General features: G+C 52.9%; 12 protein-coding genes. 1 reads left to right on the forward strand and 11 read right to left on the reverse strand.

Translation table 11 applies throughout. The annotated features are described in order from the left end of the window. The first annotated feature begins 8 nt into the window (after nt 1-8). Nucleotides 9-3,143: an efflux RND transporter permease subunit gene (locus tag I6L34_RS03250; RefSeq protein WP_216955640.1), complete on the forward strand. Its 3,135-nt coding sequence runs from the start codon at nt 9-11 to the stop codon at nt 3,141-3,143. A 393-nt stretch (nt 3,144-3,536) separates the two neighbouring features. On the opposite strand, the gene I6L34_RS03255 is transcribed toward I6L34_RS03250, so the two are convergent. The 11 genes from I6L34_RS03255 to I6L34_RS03305 form a co-directional block, all read right to left on the reverse strand. After that, the gene (locus I6L34_RS03255; RefSeq protein WP_139460329.1) at nt 3,537-4,040 is read right to left on the reverse strand and encodes a hypothetical protein; all 504 of its coding nucleotides are present in this window, start codon (nt 4,038-4,040) and stop codon (nt 3,537-3,539) included. A 113-nt stretch (nt 4,041-4,153) separates the two neighbouring features. Continuing rightward, nucleotides 4,154-5,398 carry a capsule biosynthesis protein gene (locus I6L34_RS03260; RefSeq protein WP_216955641.1) on the reverse strand — a complete coding sequence of 415 codons (1,245 nt, stop codon included), beginning with the start codon at nt 5,396-5,398 and terminating at the stop codon, nt 4,154-4,156. 14 nt (nt 5,399-5,412) lie between these two features. After that, complete coding sequence (locus I6L34_RS03265; RefSeq protein WP_216955642.1) at nt 5,413-7,515, reverse strand: capsular polysaccharide biosynthesis protein; 2,103 nt, start codon at nt 7,513-7,515, stop codon at nt 5,413-5,415. A 90-nt stretch (nt 7,516-7,605) separates the two neighbouring features. Beyond that, nucleotides 7,606-7,899: a hypothetical protein gene (locus tag I6L34_RS03270; RefSeq protein ID WP_152564621.1), complete on the reverse strand. Its 294-nt coding sequence runs from the start codon at nt 7,897-7,899 to the stop codon at nt 7,606-7,608. 160 nt (nt 7,900-8,059) lie between these two features. Next, a complete protein-coding gene (locus tag I6L34_RS03275; protein WP_254202962.1) occupies nt 8,060-8,875 on the reverse strand; it encodes a galactosyltransferase-related protein in 816 nt (271 codons plus the stop codon). Nucleotides 8,876-9,126: 251 nt separating this feature from the next. Next, on the reverse strand, nt 9,127-9,963 hold the full coding sequence (gene galU / locus I6L34_RS03280) for a UTP--glucose-1-phosphate uridylyltransferase GalU (protein ID WP_302054758.1): 837 nt from the start codon (nt 9,961-9,963) through the stop codon (nt 9,127-9,129). Between the two features lie 29 nt (nt 9,964-9,992). After that, nucleotides 9,993-10,772 (reverse strand): glycosyltransferase family A protein, encoded by a 780-nt coding sequence (locus I6L34_RS03285; protein ID WP_216955644.1) that lies wholly within the window; start codon nt 10,770-10,772, stop codon nt 9,993-9,995. 42 nt (nt 10,773-10,814) lie between these two features. Then, nucleotides 10,815-13,580 (reverse strand): glycosyltransferase, encoded by a 2,766-nt coding sequence (locus tag I6L34_RS03290; protein ID WP_216955646.1) that lies wholly within the window; start codon nt 13,578-13,580, stop codon nt 10,815-10,817. Nucleotides 13,581-13,637: 57 nt separating this feature from the next. Further along, nucleotides 13,638-14,894 carry a UDP-N-acetyl-D-mannosamine dehydrogenase gene (wecC, locus tag I6L34_RS03295; RefSeq protein WP_216955648.1) on the reverse strand — a complete coding sequence of 419 codons (1,257 nt, stop codon included), beginning with the start codon at nt 14,892-14,894 and terminating at the stop codon, nt 13,638-13,640. 68 nt (nt 14,895-14,962) lie between these two features. Beyond that, nucleotides 14,963-16,135 (reverse strand): non-hydrolyzing UDP-N-acetylglucosamine 2-epimerase, encoded by a 1,173-nt coding sequence (gene wecB, locus I6L34_RS03300; RefSeq protein WP_216955651.1) that lies wholly within the window; start codon nt 16,133-16,135, stop codon nt 14,963-14,965. Between the two features lie 32 nt (nt 16,136-16,167). Further along, nucleotides 16,168-17,163, reverse strand: a complete 996-nt coding sequence (locus I6L34_RS03305; RefSeq protein ID WP_254202925.1) for a glycosyltransferase — start codon at nt 17,161-17,163, stop codon at nt 16,168-16,170. Nucleotides 17,164-17,169: the final 6 nt, after the last annotated feature.

The following is a 17,169-nucleotide window of genomic DNA, read 5'->3' on the forward strand; positions in this document are numbered from 1 at the left end:
AGTTATCCATGCCGCAGTTTTTTATCCATCGCCCGGTGTTTGCCTGGGTGATCGCCCTGTTCATCGTGCTGGCAGGGGTCATTGCCATCCCCAAGCTCCCCATCTCCCGCTATCCCTCGGTGGCGCCGGTGTCGGTGACCCTCTATGCCACCTATCCGGGCGCCACGCCGCAGACACTGAATGATGCGGTGGTGAGCCTGATCGAGCGCGAGCTGTCGGGAGTGAAGAACCTGCTCTACTTCGAGTCCTCTGTGGACGCCTCGGGCAGCGCGCAGATCACTGCCACCTTCAAGCCGGGCACCGATCCGGAGCTGGCCCAGATGGACGTGCAAAACCGCATCAAGGCGGTCGAACCCCGTTTACCGCAAGCAGTGCGGCAAACCGGCCTGCAGGTAGAGTCAGCCTCATCCGGCTTTCTGATGATGGTCGGCATGACCTCACCGGATGGCCGCTTCGATGAAGTTGCCCTCAACGACTACATGGCACGCAATATTGTGCAGGAGCTGCGCCGCATCGACGGGGTAGGACGAGTGCAGCTGTTCGGCGCCGAGCAGGCCATGCGCATCTGGGTAGATCCGGCCAAACTCGCCGCCTACGGGCTGACCATCAGCGAGGTGGCACAGGCCATCGAGCAGCAGAACATCCAGATTGCACCGGGACGTCTCGGTGACGAGCCCGCCCTGCCTGGCCAGCGCCTGACGGTACCCCTCACGGTTCAAGGGCAGCTGACAACCCCCGAGGCGTTCGCCGCCATCGTGCTGCGAGCTGGTGGTGATGGCGCCAAGCTGGTGCTGGGTGATGTCGCCCGGGTCGAGCTGGGGGCGCAATCCTACGCCTTTTCCAACCGGGAGAATGGCGTGGCCGCCACCAGCGCCGCCATCCAGCTCTCCCCCGGCGCCAACGCCGTGCGTACCGCCGATGCGGTACGTACTCGTCTCGCCCAGCTCGCCCCCACCCTGCCGGCGGGCATGGCCTATTCGATCCCCTTTGACTCGGCCCCTTTCGTCAAGGTCTCCATCGAAAAGGTGATCCACACTCTGCTGGAAGCCATGGTGCTGGTGTTTCTGGTGATGTTTCTCTTCCTGCAGAACCTGCGCTACACCCTGATCCCGGCCATCGTCGCCCCCATCGCTCTGCTTGGCACCTTCGCGGTGATGCTGCTGGCCGGTTTTTCGATCAACTCCCTCACCATGTTCGGCATGGTGCTGGCCATCGGCATCATAGTCGACGACGCCATCGTGGTGGTGGAGAACGTCGAGCGCCTGATGGCCACCCGGGGGCTGTCGCCCCGAGAGGCGACGTCGCAAGCCATGAAGGAGATCACCGGGGCGGTGATCGGTATCACCCTGGTGCTCACGGCAGTGTTCCTCCCCATGGCGTTTGGCAGCGGCTCGGTGGGGGTCATCTACCAGCAGTTCACCCTGTCGATGGCGGTGTCGATCCTCATTTCGGCCTTCCTCGCCCTGACCCTGACGCCTGCGCTCTGCGCCACCTTGCTGCGTCCGGTCAGTCCGGATCATCATGAGAAGCACGGTTTTTTCGGTGCCTTCAACCGGGGTTTCGAGCGGTTCACGGCAGGCTACGGTGCGCGGGTAACCCGGCTGGTCGGGCGCAGCGGACGGATGATGGCAACCTTTGCCGCCCTCTGCGCCGTGCTAGCCATCGCCGCCGCCCAGCTGCCCTCCTCTTTCCTGCCGGACGAGGATCAGGGCTACTTCATGACCTCCATCCAGTTGCCAACCGGCGCCACCAGCGAGCGTACTCTTGAGGTGGTCAAGGCCTTCGAAGCTCACGTCGCCTCTCGCGAGGCGCTGGACACCAACCTGGTGGTGCAGGGCTTCAGCTTCTCCGGCGCAGGTCCCAATGCCGCCATGGCCTTCACCATGCTCAAAGATTGGGATCAGCGTCATGGCGCCACGGCAGCCGAAGAGGCAGATCTGGCCCAAGCAGCCATGGCAAATATTCCTGAAGGCACGGTAATGAGTCTGCTGCCGCCCGCCATCGACGAGCTGGGCACCGCCTCCGGCTTCACCCTGTTCCTGCAAGACAGGGCCAATCGGGGGGAAGCCGCGCTGCTGACCGCCCAGGCCCAACTGCTGGAACTAGCCGCCAACAGCCAGGTAGTCAGTGATGTGTATCCCGACAATCTGCCTCCCGGCGAGAGCATTCACCTCGAGATCAACCGACAGAAGGCCGAAGCCATGGGACTCTCGTTCGCCAGCGTAAGCAGTACCCTGTCGGCCGCAATGGGGTCGCTCTACGTCAACGACTTCCCCAACGGCGGGCACATGCAGCAGGTCATTCTGCAGGCCGACGCGTCGGCGCGCATGCAGCTCGATGACGTGCTCGGTCTGCGGGTGCGCAATGCCAGCGGCGGCATGGTCCCCTTGCGGGAGGTGGTGACACCGGAATGGCGCGAATCGCCGCAACAGATGATGCGCTTCGATGGCTTCCCTGCCGTGCGTATTGCCGGGGGGGCAGCGCCCGGCATCTCCAGCGGAGCGGCGATGGCGGAGATGGAGCGTCTGGTGGCGCAATTGCCGCCAGGCTTCGCATTGGCCTGGACGGGACAGTCGTTGCAAGAGCGCCAGTCAGCCGAGCAGGCCCCCCTGCTGATGCTGTTGTCGGCGCTGGTGGTCTTCCTGGTGCTGGCGGCACTCTATGAAAGCTGGTCGATCCCGCTCTCCGTGATGTTGGTGGTGCCGCTGGGCCTGCTCGGTGCCGTCGCGGCCGTGATGCTGCGCGGCATGCCCAACGACGTCTTCTTTAAAGTAGGCATGATCACCATCATCGGTCTGTCGGCCAAGAATGCCATCCTCATCGTGGAGTTTGCGCGCCAGTTGCACAGTGAAGGGCGCTCGCTGCTTGATGCGGCTGTCACTGCTGCCCGCCTGCGCCTGCGCCCCATTCTGATGACCTCGCTGGCCTTCACCCTCGGGGTGGTGCCCTTGATGCTCGCCAGTGGCGCCAGCGCGGAGACCCAGCACGCCATCGGCACCGGCGTGTTTGGCGGCATGATCAGCGGCACCCTGCTGGCCATCTTCTTCGTACCGGTCTTTTTTGTCTTCATCATCGGGACGCAGCAGCGCCTGCACTCTTGGCAGGCACGGCGAGCATCCAACAGCATTAACCCGGCTCGATGACCACAGATACACAGGCGGCCGGATAGTCCTTCTGCACATCACCAAAAGAAAAAGCCCAACCTGCTAAACAGGTTGGGCTTGGTATGGACAGAAAGACAACTCGCCACTGTATCAAATTCGAGGACAAGGAATTCATCGGTGAAGCTAATAGCTTGGCCAGCCATGGTTATATTTTTATAGTCATTAACCGTAAATTAATGACCAGAACGCTTAAGGATTATTCTTTATATATGGCCAGCAACCCTTGTTATTTCATTGCACCTAAAAATACAAATCTTATTAGATATGCATCCATAAAGACATTCGCAATGCACTTTACATAGTTTTAAATCACTATACGCATGTCAAATCTGAACGCCGACATATAACCCAATCATTAATGATGTTTTATAATCACAAGTTCCAGCGTAAAGAGAATGTCGTCACGGCAACATGCTTGCTACCCAATGCAAAATCAAGTTTTGGCGCATATCCCACTTCCAACGCCACTGACTTGTAGCCCAGCGTCACCATCGGCAAGGCAGCAAAGCCATCCAGGCCAGAACCATTGAGATAACCGGCCTGAAACCCCAGGCCAGCAAAGGCATGCTCGGTAAAATACCACTCCTTGCGATATGAGAGCGCACCGTATAAAGCCGTCTCGCTGAAAGAGTCCTTATATGCCCCTCCGCGCACCGCCAGCTTGCCAGTGTCGTTATCGCCCCAAAAAGCCCAGGCCAACCCTAATCCCGGATTGAAATTATTAAACTCACAACTCTTGCTTTTCTTTCCCTTTCCTTTGGTGCAATCACTATGAATTGCTGCGCCATGAATTAAAATTGAAAAATCATCCGCGGCACTCGAAACGACAGGCAAGCACAATAGCGGAATGGCCAACATATATGGCTTGGTTTTCATATCAGCATCCTTGATGGTTATTTATTTTTTTACGAAAGAGAATGAAATTCGTGGGTTGAAAATATCGTAGTCCCTATGGGGGAATGGCTCTGGTGATCTATTTCCCTGCTTATCTATGCTCCACGTGAACGAGTTGGCTCTCTGTGCAACGCAGCTTCATGAGTGACCGCCGTTTCGGCAAGCCGCATCCTTGCCATCACCGCCTTGGCTCCCATATCAAAATGGCGATAGAAGCTGGCATTAAGCTGGGTCAAATGCAGCAGGGAATTTCTGGCTCGCTGAAAGGTCACTTCACAGACCCGGCTCTGGCGTTGCCAGAAAGAGGAAAGAGAGCCACTGGTAGTCAACCCGGTGATGTCATAGAGCGCTCGACCCAAACAGATGGTGGGTACCAGATGCAGCAGGGCTGACAGCCCAACCGTGCTATTAATGGTGACCACCCCCTTGAGCAGTGGGTACAGGACCGGGAGCGGTAATTCGTAACCATAAAAGACCCGCCCCACCAAGCCATGCTCGACAACAAGCCGATCGATACAGTCACGGTAGCTGACATACCCCCGATCCATGGGGTGATGTTTGAACAGCAGCACATCATCCGAATTGGCGTAGTGGGCAAACGAACTGACCACCTCTGAGATCATCTCCTCCAGGTCACCAAACTCGGAGTGCTCTCTTATTTGAAAATCTTCACTCACCTGCAGCGGCACCAGGAAGATCTGTCCAGCATGTTCCTTGAGACGATTGAGTAGCGCCCGATCGCGATGCCGATGACCATATTTGATCCACCCGCTTCTCAACCACCCCCTCGCCTCCTGCCAGAGCGTCCAGGGACGGTGATCGACATAATGGGGATAACGTGACCGCTTGATTGCTTTGCTGATGTGATAGCGGCTGGCATACCAGGCTCTTGCCGCAAAAGTCTTGCCCACCTTGAGAGGTGCAATAAACTCGGCGGGCCAGTCTACTCGCGGCAATCTGGCGCGCTCTTCATACCAGGGGCTGAACGCATTGACGCCGCCCGGCTCAAGGGTCACAAAATCGGGACGCAGATACCCCTCCTCCAGTGCCCAAAATGACAATCCCTTGAGCTCACACACCTGACTCGCCACCTTGTGGTAATAACGACAATCGCCGTAACAAAGCACTGTATTGATTGAATATTCCTTCAACATCCGCCGCAGAAACGTATTCCAGCCATCTGGCTCACCGTGATAACTGATAGAGATCCCGGCACAGGGCCAGCACTCGTCGCCACCGTTGAAGTTGATCTTCACCACCTGATGGCCAGCCCGTACCAGATGTTGACTCAGGGTTTGATAAAAGGGGCCAAGCGGCCCCTGTAACAACAACACATTCATACAATGAGGATCCATCAGGAGAACAGAGAGCGAGTGGGTTTGAGGGTATCAACCAGAAAACGGAGCTTGAGGTGCCAGCGTCGCCAACGGCTCGCACCGGTCATGGCGAGGGGCGGCTTGTGTGCCGCCAGTTTGCGGATCAACTGTTCGGGGCTGCACCACAAGCCTGATTGCCAATCGATATAACGGGGATAAGCGGCAAGGGTCAGACAAACCAATGCCGCCAACGGCAAGGGACGCTCGCGTCTGGCAGGCGGATGGATGTCGTGGGTCAGGCCCCAACCGCTGTAAAAGGGTTGCCCCCAGGTTGTGACCTTGACCCCCTGCACCAGCGCCTCGAAGCCACTGAGTGAGGTCATGGTGTGCAGCTCGTCGATATGGGGATAGAGGGAGGCGAGATCGCACTGGATCACCTGACTATCAACACATTCGGCCAGGCAACTTGCCGAGATGGTCCCTTCCCGGTTGCCACACACCACATCCGGGTGGGGCTTGAACAGAATATGCGCCTGCGGTTTGGCGGCTCGCACCGCCCACAGCAACTGCTCGTTACTACGGATCACCGGGCTGCCGCAGAGAATGGAGGCATCGCCATCAACCTGCCCCACCACCAGCACCAACTCGCGGCCATCTTGTGGCGGCAGGAATGGCATGCTCGTCCCCACGTTGTATTTGCTGACCCGGGATCGGCGCAGCAACGCCAGCAGCCTGTTGCCCCGAGCCAACAGCGCCTCGTCGATTGACTCGTAATTGAGCAGCTGCTCAAGCGCACTGGGGCGGCGACTGTCGAAGTAGATCCCGACCGGATCGATAGAGAGTGACGACGGCCTACAGAGATTGGAGCCAAGGCCACTCGAGCGGATAAAACCATCCTCGACCCGGATGGCCGAGACCAGTTCGGGATAACGGCTACCCCATACCAGCACCTGTTCATCACCGGTCAACCGTCCGGGTGGGCGCCTGACAAACCGCAGCTCATCGGCCAGATGGGCACAAAAGGTGCGCATAAAGGCGCGCTTCCAGAGCGAAAAGCCCACCAGATAAAGTCGCCGCCAACGCGCTGGCGCCATCTGCTGGCGGGCCAGCAGCTCGACGACATCCTCGACTTCGCAACACTCTCCCAGCACAGGATCACAATAACGGGGATAACGAATAAGCGCCGCCGCTACCAGTTGTGGCAGCGAAACCGCCTCATCGGCCCTTGCCAGAACACGCCGCATGCAGAGCTTGCTGTCATGAGTCAATCCCCAACCAGCGTAGAAAGGCATGCCAAAGCAGTGGACCGGCTTGCCAAACAGCAACGCCTCGAACCCCAGTTGCGAAGAGACGGTATAGACCGCATCCACCCTCTTGAGCAGGAGATGGGGATGACAGGGCTCGCTCACTATCTCCAGATCTGCCAGCTCAGGGAGTTTTTGCGCCAATCGCGCCAGCACGCCGATCTTTTTACCCATACGCGTATCAGGATGGGTGCGCAGCAGCAGACGGGCACCGGGATGATTGCGCCGAGCGGCGGCCACCATCGCCAGAAAATCGGCATTACAAGCCAACGCCCCCGGGATGGAGAGATCCCCCGCCACCTGATCGACCAGCAATACCCTTGGCCTGCCATCTTGCAGCAACCCCTCAGCCAAAGAGACAGGCAACCCCTGCTCTTCACCATACGGCGCCTGGGTAGCAAGCGCATCGGGCCGCGTGGCATAACAGTTGTATTTGGTAATGCCAAGGCGCACCAGCTCTCCGATCAGCCGCTCGGCGCGCGCCAGCATCTCGACATCACAAGGGGTGGCGATCAGCTGCTCAAGCCAACTCGGCTGGCGGGCATCGTAATAGATACCGACAGGGTCAGCGATCAGCGACACCGCCTTGCCCCCCCTGGCGGGGTGGCCGATATAACCGATAAAGCCATCCTCCAGCTGCCAGTAGGGCAACCCCAGCGCCTGCGCTTGCTGTTTTATCTCTGCGGTATTGGCCTTCTGGCCCCAGCCGACCAGCACATCGCCCGCTTGTGGCACGCACTCAGAGGAGAGCTCAAGTCGGGCCAATGGCTGGCCGAGACAGGCAGAGATCTGCCGCCTGCGCGCCAGAATGCCGCTGGATTGTGTCCATAGAGTCATGAAAAATCTCGGATGTCAGTAAGGGGGATAAAAGAGGGAAGGTTTAAAACTATCGGTTAAAGCCAATGCCAGGGGGATTGCCAATCCGGGTCACTTCAACTGCACATTTCCCATCGGGATCCTGTCGAACTCCTCGCGCGAGAGATAACGGATCCCTTGTACGCTCGACAAGGGTGCCAGCAACTGTGGGCAGCGTGTCAGTGACCAGACAGACACATCCCGATCGGTAAAAGCCTCGCCACCCAAGGCGTAGTAGCGCCCCCGGCAACCCTCATCCCAATCATCCCCCACCACCTCGGGCGTACTCGGCACCAGAGAGCAGCCGCGGATCACCGCTACCACCATGCCCTGATAGACACCGACCACGGTATCAATATCAGGCACCCGAGCTGCGGCCACTCGCCACGAAGAGCGGGCACAGCTTTCAGGGTGGCGACCGGTTGGGTAGGTCGCTATCAGATTCACAACAAGAACAGGTTTCATGGGAGGTCCAAGCTGACGAGGCGAACAGCCTCTGAATGTTGAATAGTGATGAAGAGTCGGCTCAACGCATATCAGCAAAAAAAGCCCGAGGATTGAGATAGAGCTTGCGCAGCTTGCGCCACAGCGGTCGCTTGCGCTGCCCCCCCTCTTGCCAGCGCAGCAGACCCGGATATTCGCTCACCGGATAGCCAGCCTCCTCCTGCAAGCGGATCATCCACTCGCGAAAATCCGGCAGCTCCCCGCCAAGGTCGTTACAGGGCACCGCGGGCCCTTTCAACGGGCCTCGCTCTGCTTCACTGCGAGCCAGCATCTGCTCAAGCAACTGATCATTGTTAGCCCGCCGCTTATGGTAAGGGTGAGTCAGTGGGCGCGGATGCCACTGGTGAACCAGAAACCGGCCAGCAAAGAGGTGAGGCAATGCGTAATAGCTGAAATAGCGGCGAAAACCCTGATAATCCCCCGGATGTTGTGCCTTGATATTGAGGGCATAGTCATCCGGTCTCGGCCCAATGGGGTAATGACGGGTGAGCCTGTCAATCAGTTCGAGATCTTCGCCGCCATGGCCGACAAACTGCTCGTCAAAGCCCCCCAGCTGCAAAAACCACTCGCGATTGATCAGCAAGCAGCTGCTGGCCAGGGCAATCCCCTCCACCCTATGACTTTCACCACGCAAGAAGGATTCCAGGCAGCCCTGAAAATCCCCGTCAAAGCGCTCCGTCTCTTCCTTGGTCAGGTAGAGACAGGGGTACATCTCAAAAGAGGGTTGCCCTGTATGAGCATACAGTCGGCAGCGGTCAGGAAGTTGCTTTGCCAGTTGCGGGGAGCAAAGGAGATCCGCATCCATGATAAAGAGCGTGTGTGCGACACTGTGCTCAATACCATGACTGCGCGCCAGCCCTGGCGAGTAGATAGGGAAAGGTTGTGAGTCTTCCAAGATCCTGGCATCAAGCCGCTCTGTTAGCAGATTGCGTTGGTTGGTCGGAATCAAAATATCCAGATCGCCTGCGATATGAAGAGACTGGAGGCATGCCTCCAGTCTCTTCATCGCAGAATCCAGACTACCCCGCCCACTTTGCTGAAAGTGGAACGGTGTAATAACACTGAGATCTCGCGACATGGGCCCTACGCTCAGTGTGCCAGCAGTTCTTCGAGATAGGCTCGCAGCGTGTCCGACAACTCGGGATGGCGCAGGCCATATTCAATGTTGGCTTTCATATGGCCCAGTTTGCTGCCGCAGTCGTAGCGGATACCGTCAAACTCGTAAGCCATGACCTCTTGCTCCTTGAGCAAATCGGCAATGGCATCGGTCAACTGGATCTCGCCACCAGCTCCGCGTTGGGTCTGCTCAAGTAGCTCGAAAATGCGTGGCTGCAGTACATATCGGCCAACGATGGATAGGTTGGATGGCGCCTCCTCACGGGGCGGTTTCTCCACGACGCCATTGAGCTTATACAGGCGTTCGCTCACCGCTTGTGGCGCAATGACGCCATACTGGCTGACTTTTTCCATCGGAACGGCTTCCACAGCTACGACCGAACAATGGCTCTCGCTGGCGAGGTCAATCATGGTGTCGAGGCAAGGGGTCTTGTCGCAGTGGATCATGTCATCTGCCAGCAACACGGCAAACGGCTCGTTACCGACGATCTGCTTGGCACACAGTACGGCGTGGCCCAGCCCCAGGGCTTCGGTTTGACGAACATAGAAGCTGTTGACGCCGGCAGGAATGATATTCTTGACGGCATCGAGCAACGCCTTCTTACCGGCTTGCTCGAGCTTGTATTCAAGCTCGAAGTTGCTATCAAAGTGATCTTCGATGGCACGCTTGGTCCATGATGTAACAAAGATCAGGTCGGTAATACCTGCGGCAATGGCTTCCTCAACTGCATACTGGATCAGCGGCTTGTCGACCACTGGCAGCATCTCTTTCGGACATGCCTTGGTGGCGGGCAGGAAGCGGGTACCCATACCCGCAACAGGGAAAACAGCTTTTTTTATCATATTAATTTTGAAAATAAAGATGGACTGAAACTGTTATGGAAATACTCACACAGTTCCTCTTCGTGACATTCAAAGTCGTCAACAAATCGAGATATTGCATCGGTTCCAACTCTTTCCGCTGCATCATTAGAACCATGATTAACAACGTAACAAACTATTGGTGAAAACAAGGCTAAAACAGACCGTCCAAAACGTATAGAATGTTCTGGATATTTTGTGTGATCTTTTAATAAATATAGAAATGTGTTTTTCTCTTCTGGCTCTGAAATATCATGATGACTGATTTTAGATACAAAACAGCTTCCACAGTTACGGTAAAAAACTTTGCGTTTACCATCTAGGTAAGCTAGCTTCTCTCGACTTAAATCGTATACAAAGCCAGAGTAAAATGCGATATCATCAACATCAGGGTTGTTGCTGAAACGAGTCATGATCTCTGAATAATAATTTTTGCTTATGATATCATCAGCATCAATGAACATAAATAAATCATTTGGTGATGCAATCTTAAGTATATGTCTTCTTGCAACGTTTTTCTTTGATTCTTTATCACTCATATAGCCCGATTTATCAACGGGGATAGAAAGTGAAACTTTAAGAAAAGTAGCGTCATTAGTATTTTCTAAAAAAGCAGGTTTATCATGGCCAGCAATAAAAATATTGGTTTCTCCGCCATTATCTTTAATTGACTTTATTGTTGACTCTAAACGACTGCAAACAGTATCCCAGTCATCGGTCGTAGCTTTAGCTCGTAAAGGTATTGCGAAATAAATCATTATAACTCCTTTTTGAAAATTAACCTTAATGCAAATGGCGTGTTATATGCAATACATATCGGTAGCTTTACCATTGCAGATAAACTTAGCTTTTGATATGAATTTTTCATCATCTATCTTCCATGTATGGTTATTTATATTTTTACTTCTTATTGTAATGTAATTATAAACATCTGAGGAGTATATGGAAATTCCATTTGTATTGCAGTCTCGGAGAAATTGTGAGTCTTCACCGCTATTTTTATTATGAAAAGATATTTTATTGAAAACATCTTTCCTTATGACAAGGCTAGCACCGATGACAAAATCACTATATCTACAATCTTTATCTTCTCTTATCAAATAAGTCTTATCTAAGGATTCTACATACGCAAGATGGGAGTCCTTGCCTACAACATCTGCCCCCGAATAATCAAGTGCAAGAACGGCATCAGTTATATAGTGTTGACCATAGATATCGTCATCATCTAATTTTGCAATAATATCGCCGCTAGACAACTCTATTGATTTATTTAAACATTCTCCGAGAGTAAATTCATCTGCCATCTGAACTAACTTATGACTTAATATGCCTGACAATTTATTTCTGACGACATCCATATTGACATTATTAGTATTTATGATAACAATCAACTCTTTTTTATCATATTTTTGCTGAGAGAAATTGTTTATCATTAAATCTATATTATGTGGCCTGTTAGTACACATAACTATAGATACAAGAGGTTCATTGCTATTAATTTTTACATGATTTTTAATTTTGCTGAAGATATATTCAAATCTGTTCTTGTATGCATGTTCTTGTAATATATAACGAGAGGCTAGATGGCCTATAGACTTACGTTTATGCTCATCATTTAGCAAACTATCGATCTTCACCGTTGCTGTATTTTTGTTATCAACTACATAAACGTGCTCTTTTAACATCTCCTTCATTCCATCGGAAGGAGTAGATACCACTGGTGTGCCACAAGCCAGAATTTCGAAGACTCGACGAGAGAACATGGTCGGTGAGTCTTGCACTGTGTTGATATTGAGGAACAGCTTGTACTGGCGATAGGCCGTGACCATCTGGTCATAGCTGAGGGAACCAACAATAAATGGCTGATATTTGGCCGGGAAGATACGGGACTCGCGATGTTGGGTGGCGTGTAGCATACGGTCGTAGACATGTAACTCACGATGCATGGCCCCATCGAGGACGATCTCGGTCTGAATACGGCGGGTGTCATGGCCATTGTTGTACCAGCTACCGGCGAAGCAGGCTTCATAGGTAGGCAGTTTCTTGCGTTTGTCACGGATCGGGTTGTGAATCGCCGGCTGCGCCGCAAAGGCTAACGGGTAAACCTTGTCGTGGCCGACACGGGCCTTGTACTTGTCCACGATCCCGCCATCGGTGGTAAAGATATAGTCACAATCGGCTGCCACATCGATAAAGACGTCGTAGTTGGTCGGATCTTCCTTGTTCCAGAACACAACAGGAATGTTCTTGGACTGGCAATACTTGATGGCTTCGCGCAGTGGATCGCCAAGGTGCTTCTTGTAGCTGGCCATGGTGTAAGTCCACTCGCCATCATTGCCATTCCAGGCAGATTCGACGAAGAACAGTACGGGGTTGGCGGCATCGATCTCGGCTTTCCAGTTTTTCTTGGTCAGCGGGATGAAGTTGGCTTCGTAGCGGAAACACTCGTAAGTGAACTTGTCGCTGATCGAGACAACATTGATATGCTGGTTGCGCAGGCGGGCGCGAGGTTCGAATGCGGGCCAGGTTATCTCGTCATTGGGACGCGCTTCGTTGAAAATGCCAACCTGCTCCAGCAACTGTTGCCTGATGGAACTGTCCATGGGCGAATGTTCAAATTTTCCCTTGCGCTTGGCTGCCCGAATTTTGATGAGCTTCTGTGGCAAGGCCAGTAGCCCAGCCAGCTTGTTGCGCTTGGCTTCTGCCAATGTTTTACCAAGGCGATAATACAGAGACCTCTCTACTTGCTGTTTTTCATAGAGCGCAGTAGCCAATTTATCCTTCAATGCCTCTAGATTGGTTTTTTGAACCATGGGGGAGTCTGGCAGCGCATGAATACGTTTCTCAAAGGCAGATGTCAACACTTTGGCTTTGAGCTCAAATATGCGGGCTATCTCTTCTTCAGATTGGCAATTTTCGAGTGTGATCGCGTTAACCGGCAGCATCTCTTCCGCAAGGATCTTTAGTGGTTTGATGCTGAGAGTTCCTTTTCCTTTGAAACGCAAGGCGATACTGAAATAGCGAGCATCGGGGGCGGTTTCAAACTCGATTTTATTTAGGCCGTTATATACTTGTTGATATTTATGGGCGATACGTTTCTCTGCATCATATTGAATAAAGAACATGGCGCAGTCTGGGCGTTGTTCACCATAAATTGCATCAAGATGTACTTGATATTTACGACTGCCATCTATGTACCAATAGTATTTATTATGTGGCAGGCCGTTAATATCCATGCTACCGGTTTGTAGATAAAATGAATCTCCATCAGTGAGATTCATCTCAATGGCAAAAACGCCATGTTCATTAACTGTTATCGTTTTATCCCTATCATTATCCGCAGGTAATAACCATGCATCATCGGTATCGACATTGCTGATTTTTCCGAATGGAAGCAGAGAGTAGGATTGTTCGACCCAATCAATCTTGTCGGTTTTTCTGGCAAGTTGACGATAGAGATGAGCGAGATGTTCGTCATAAATAGAAAAAACAGTGTTGAGATGATTTTCTTGTTGACGTGGCTGCTGATTTTTTCGAGCGTTCTTTTTAGCGAGTCGAGTCGACATATCTGAGTTCTTTTAACATAAGGTGGCCGATATTCATCGACCACCTTTTTAAGGGAATTAGTGAGTTGCGTTGACAAAATCAAGCAGGTTATGGCTGGCAATATCATTGCTGTTCAGACCAAGGAACTGCTTGTGTTTGACCAGGATCACGACCACATCAGCCTGTTTCAGTGCATCTGACAGAGAAGCCAGCTTGACGTTATTGCGATTTTCCAGAGTGGCTGGTAGCGCTTCAATATTGGGTTCAACCGCCAGAATCTGATAGGCAGGGTTGTTGGCCAGGGTCTTGGTAATATCCAGTGCCGGGCTCTCACGCAGATCGTCGATATCCGGTTTGAAGGCCAGACCCAGACAGGCAATTTTCGGATTGCTCAGACCGGCAACCGCTTTCTCTACCTGCTCCACCACATAGTGCGGCTTGTAGTCGTTGACCAGGCGAGCCTGGCGGATGATTTTGGCAGTGTCAGGATTCTGGTTGACGATAAACCAGGGGTCGACCGCGATGCAGTGGCCGCCCACGCCGCAACCCGGCTGCAGGATATTGACCCGCGGGTGGCGGTTGGCAAGGGAGATCAGCTCCCACACATTGATGCCCTGCTTATCGCAAATCAGCGACAGCTCGTTGGCAAAGGCGATATTGACGTCACGGAAGGCGTTTTCGGTCAATTTGCTCATCTCGGCGGTGCGCGCTTCGGTGGCGATGCACTCACCCTTCTTGACAAACATCTTGTAGACCTCTGTGGCGGCTTCGGTACTGGCCTTGTCCATACCACCGATGATGCGATCGTTCTCCACCAGCTCGCGGATCACCTGGCCGGGCAACACGCGCTCCGGGCAGTGGGCAACAAAGATGTCAGGGGTCTGGCCTTCTGCCACTGTGTGCGGGAAGGTCAGATCGCTGCGCTCTTCGGCCAGCCATTTGGCCATCTGTTCGGTAGCCCCCACCGGAGAAGTGGACTCCAGTACCACCAGATTGCCTTTCTCCAGCATGGGCGCCAGGGCTCGGGAAGCACTCTCGATATATTTCAGATCCGGTTCGTGATCTTCACCCTTGAACGGAGTTGGCACGGCAATCAGGAAGGCATCCGCTTTCTGCGGGCTGGTGTGTGCACTCAGGTGGCCATCCTGCACCGCCTGTTTAACCAGATCTTCCAGGCCCGGCTCCACGATATGGATCTTGCCCTGGTTGATGGTGTCTACCGCATGCTGGTTGACATCGACACCGATAACCCGAATGCCGTTGCTGGCGATGACTGCGGCAGTTGGCAAACCGATATAACCCAGACCAACGACGGAGATGGTTTCGAATTTCATTATTTTGTGCTCTCAAAAGTAAAACAGGGGGCAAATATGCCCCCAAAGACAGGTTTGTAATCTGTAAATCAGGCCACTTGCAGGCTGCTGTCAATCTGCTGACCGAGGGCGCCGCTCAGGCCGATCACCGCTTCAACGATGCGTTGGCTGGTTCTGCCATCCCCATAGGGGTTGTTGGCGTGGCTCATCACCTGGTAGGCCAACTCGTCATCCAGCAGGCGAACGGTTTCCGCAACGATAGTTTCATCACAGGTACCTACCAGACGGACAGTTCCCGCCTTGACTGCTGCGGGTCGCTCTGTGGTATCTCGCATGCACAGTACCGGTTTGCCCAGGGTGGGGGCCTCTTCCTGAATACCGCCCGAATCGGTCAGGATCAGGTAGCTCTGCTTCATCAGATAGACGAACGGCAGGTAATCTTGCGGCTCGATCAGATGCACATTGTCGAGCCCCTTGAGATTGCGATTTACCGGCTCTTGTACGTTGGGGTTGAGGTGAACCGGATAGACGATTTGCACATCATCCCGCTGGGCCAGCACGGAGAGCGCTTTACAGATCCGCTCAAAGCCATCGCCGTGGTTTTCGCGACGATGGCCGGTGACCAGGATCAGCTTCTTGCTCTGGTCGAGGAAAGGGAAGCGCGCGCCCAGCTCAGCCTTCATGCCAAGGTTTTTATCAATACGCTGGGAAACCTCAATCAGGGCGTCGATCACCGAGTTACCGGTGACGAAGATGGTCTCCGGTGCGATGTTCTCCATGATGAGGTTTTTCAACGAGTTGATAGTCGGGGTGTAGTGCTGATCGGCGATGCCGCCCGTCAGGCGGCGCATCCCCTCTTCCGGCCAGGGGGAGTAGATGTTGCCGGTACGCAGCCCTGCTTCAACATGGCCAACCGCGATACGGTGGTAGTAAGCGGCCAGTGTCGCAGCAAATGAGGTGGCTGTATCACCGTGCACTAAAACCCGAGTAGGTTTAAATTCAGCAAAAACTTTATCAAGCCCCTGTAATATGGCAGTGGTTACATCTGTCAGATTCTGCCCTGGTTTCATGATATCAAGATCATATTCAGGGAGTATATCGAACAGATTAAGCACCTGATCCAGCATTTCTCTATGTTGACCCGTGACACAAACCCGTGTTTCAACATGTTTATGGCGTTTGAATGCTTTAACAATTGGCGCCATTTTTATAGCTTCAGGGCGAGTACCAAATACAATCAATACGCGTTGTCGAGATTTCATATATTACTCCGGATAAATCTAGCAAGGGGCGGTTACTGTGCACAAAGATCGTGATGAATACGCTTCAGTCTGTGCTGCCAAGTATGTTCAGAGAGCACTATTCTCCTGACTTGTTCACGCATCTCATGTTGACGATCAGGGTCGCTCGTTAATGACAAATATTGGTCATATGCGGTTTGACCATCGGTCACAACTGCAATGTTGTCGCCAAATATCTGCTGCATTGCATGCGATGGCGTACTGATAATTACACAGCCAGCACACGCCAATTCAAATATACGGCGGGATAACATGGTTGGTGAATCTTGAACTGTATTAAAGTTAAGATGCATATTATATTGATGGCAAATTTCAGGAACCAATTTATTACTGATAGCCGGTAAACAAAGATGCTGAAGGTTTTCTGGATATGAACTTTGCTGACCTTGCCCCCAGAACCTGTCATATATCACCAAAGGAACGTCAGCCAAACGCCCAAGTATCTCATCTTGTTGACGACTACGTTCATTCAGTTCTTGGCCATAATACCCCCCCATAAAAGCGAGCGGCCTCGACGCCCTTCCCTCTCCTTTTTGATAATGAACTGGTTGTGCAGCGAACATCATTAAACCAATTTTTTTAATCCGATGCCGGGGTAATGCCTCATATTTCGAGATAGAATTGGCATCGGTGGTGTAAACCATGTCAAATAGTTGTGCTGTTTCAACAAAACGTTGAAAATGGAATGGGTCCTCTTTATTCCAAAAAATCGTCGGCACATCAATATTACGGCAATGCTGAACCAGTTTCTCTAACTCACTATCTTTCTTCCTATCGGAATAACAAGCGATTTTTCCACGCCATGTATCTCGATAACCCCGCCAGGCAGATTCAACCAAGAGATAATCTGGACGATATAATCTAAGCTTCCAGCGCCAATTTACAGGAGTCAAGTTGATCAGTTTGGCATCAGGTTCAAGACTGTAACGGGTAAATTCATCCGCCACCAACGCAATCGTTGGAGGCCTCCAATTTGTTAACTCCGTCATAGTTCA

The organism is Aeromonas sp. FDAARGOS 1404 (assembly GCF_019047085.1).
Classification (GTDB): domain Bacteria; phylum Pseudomonadota; class Gammaproteobacteria; order Enterobacterales; family Aeromonadaceae; genus Aeromonas; species Aeromonas veronii.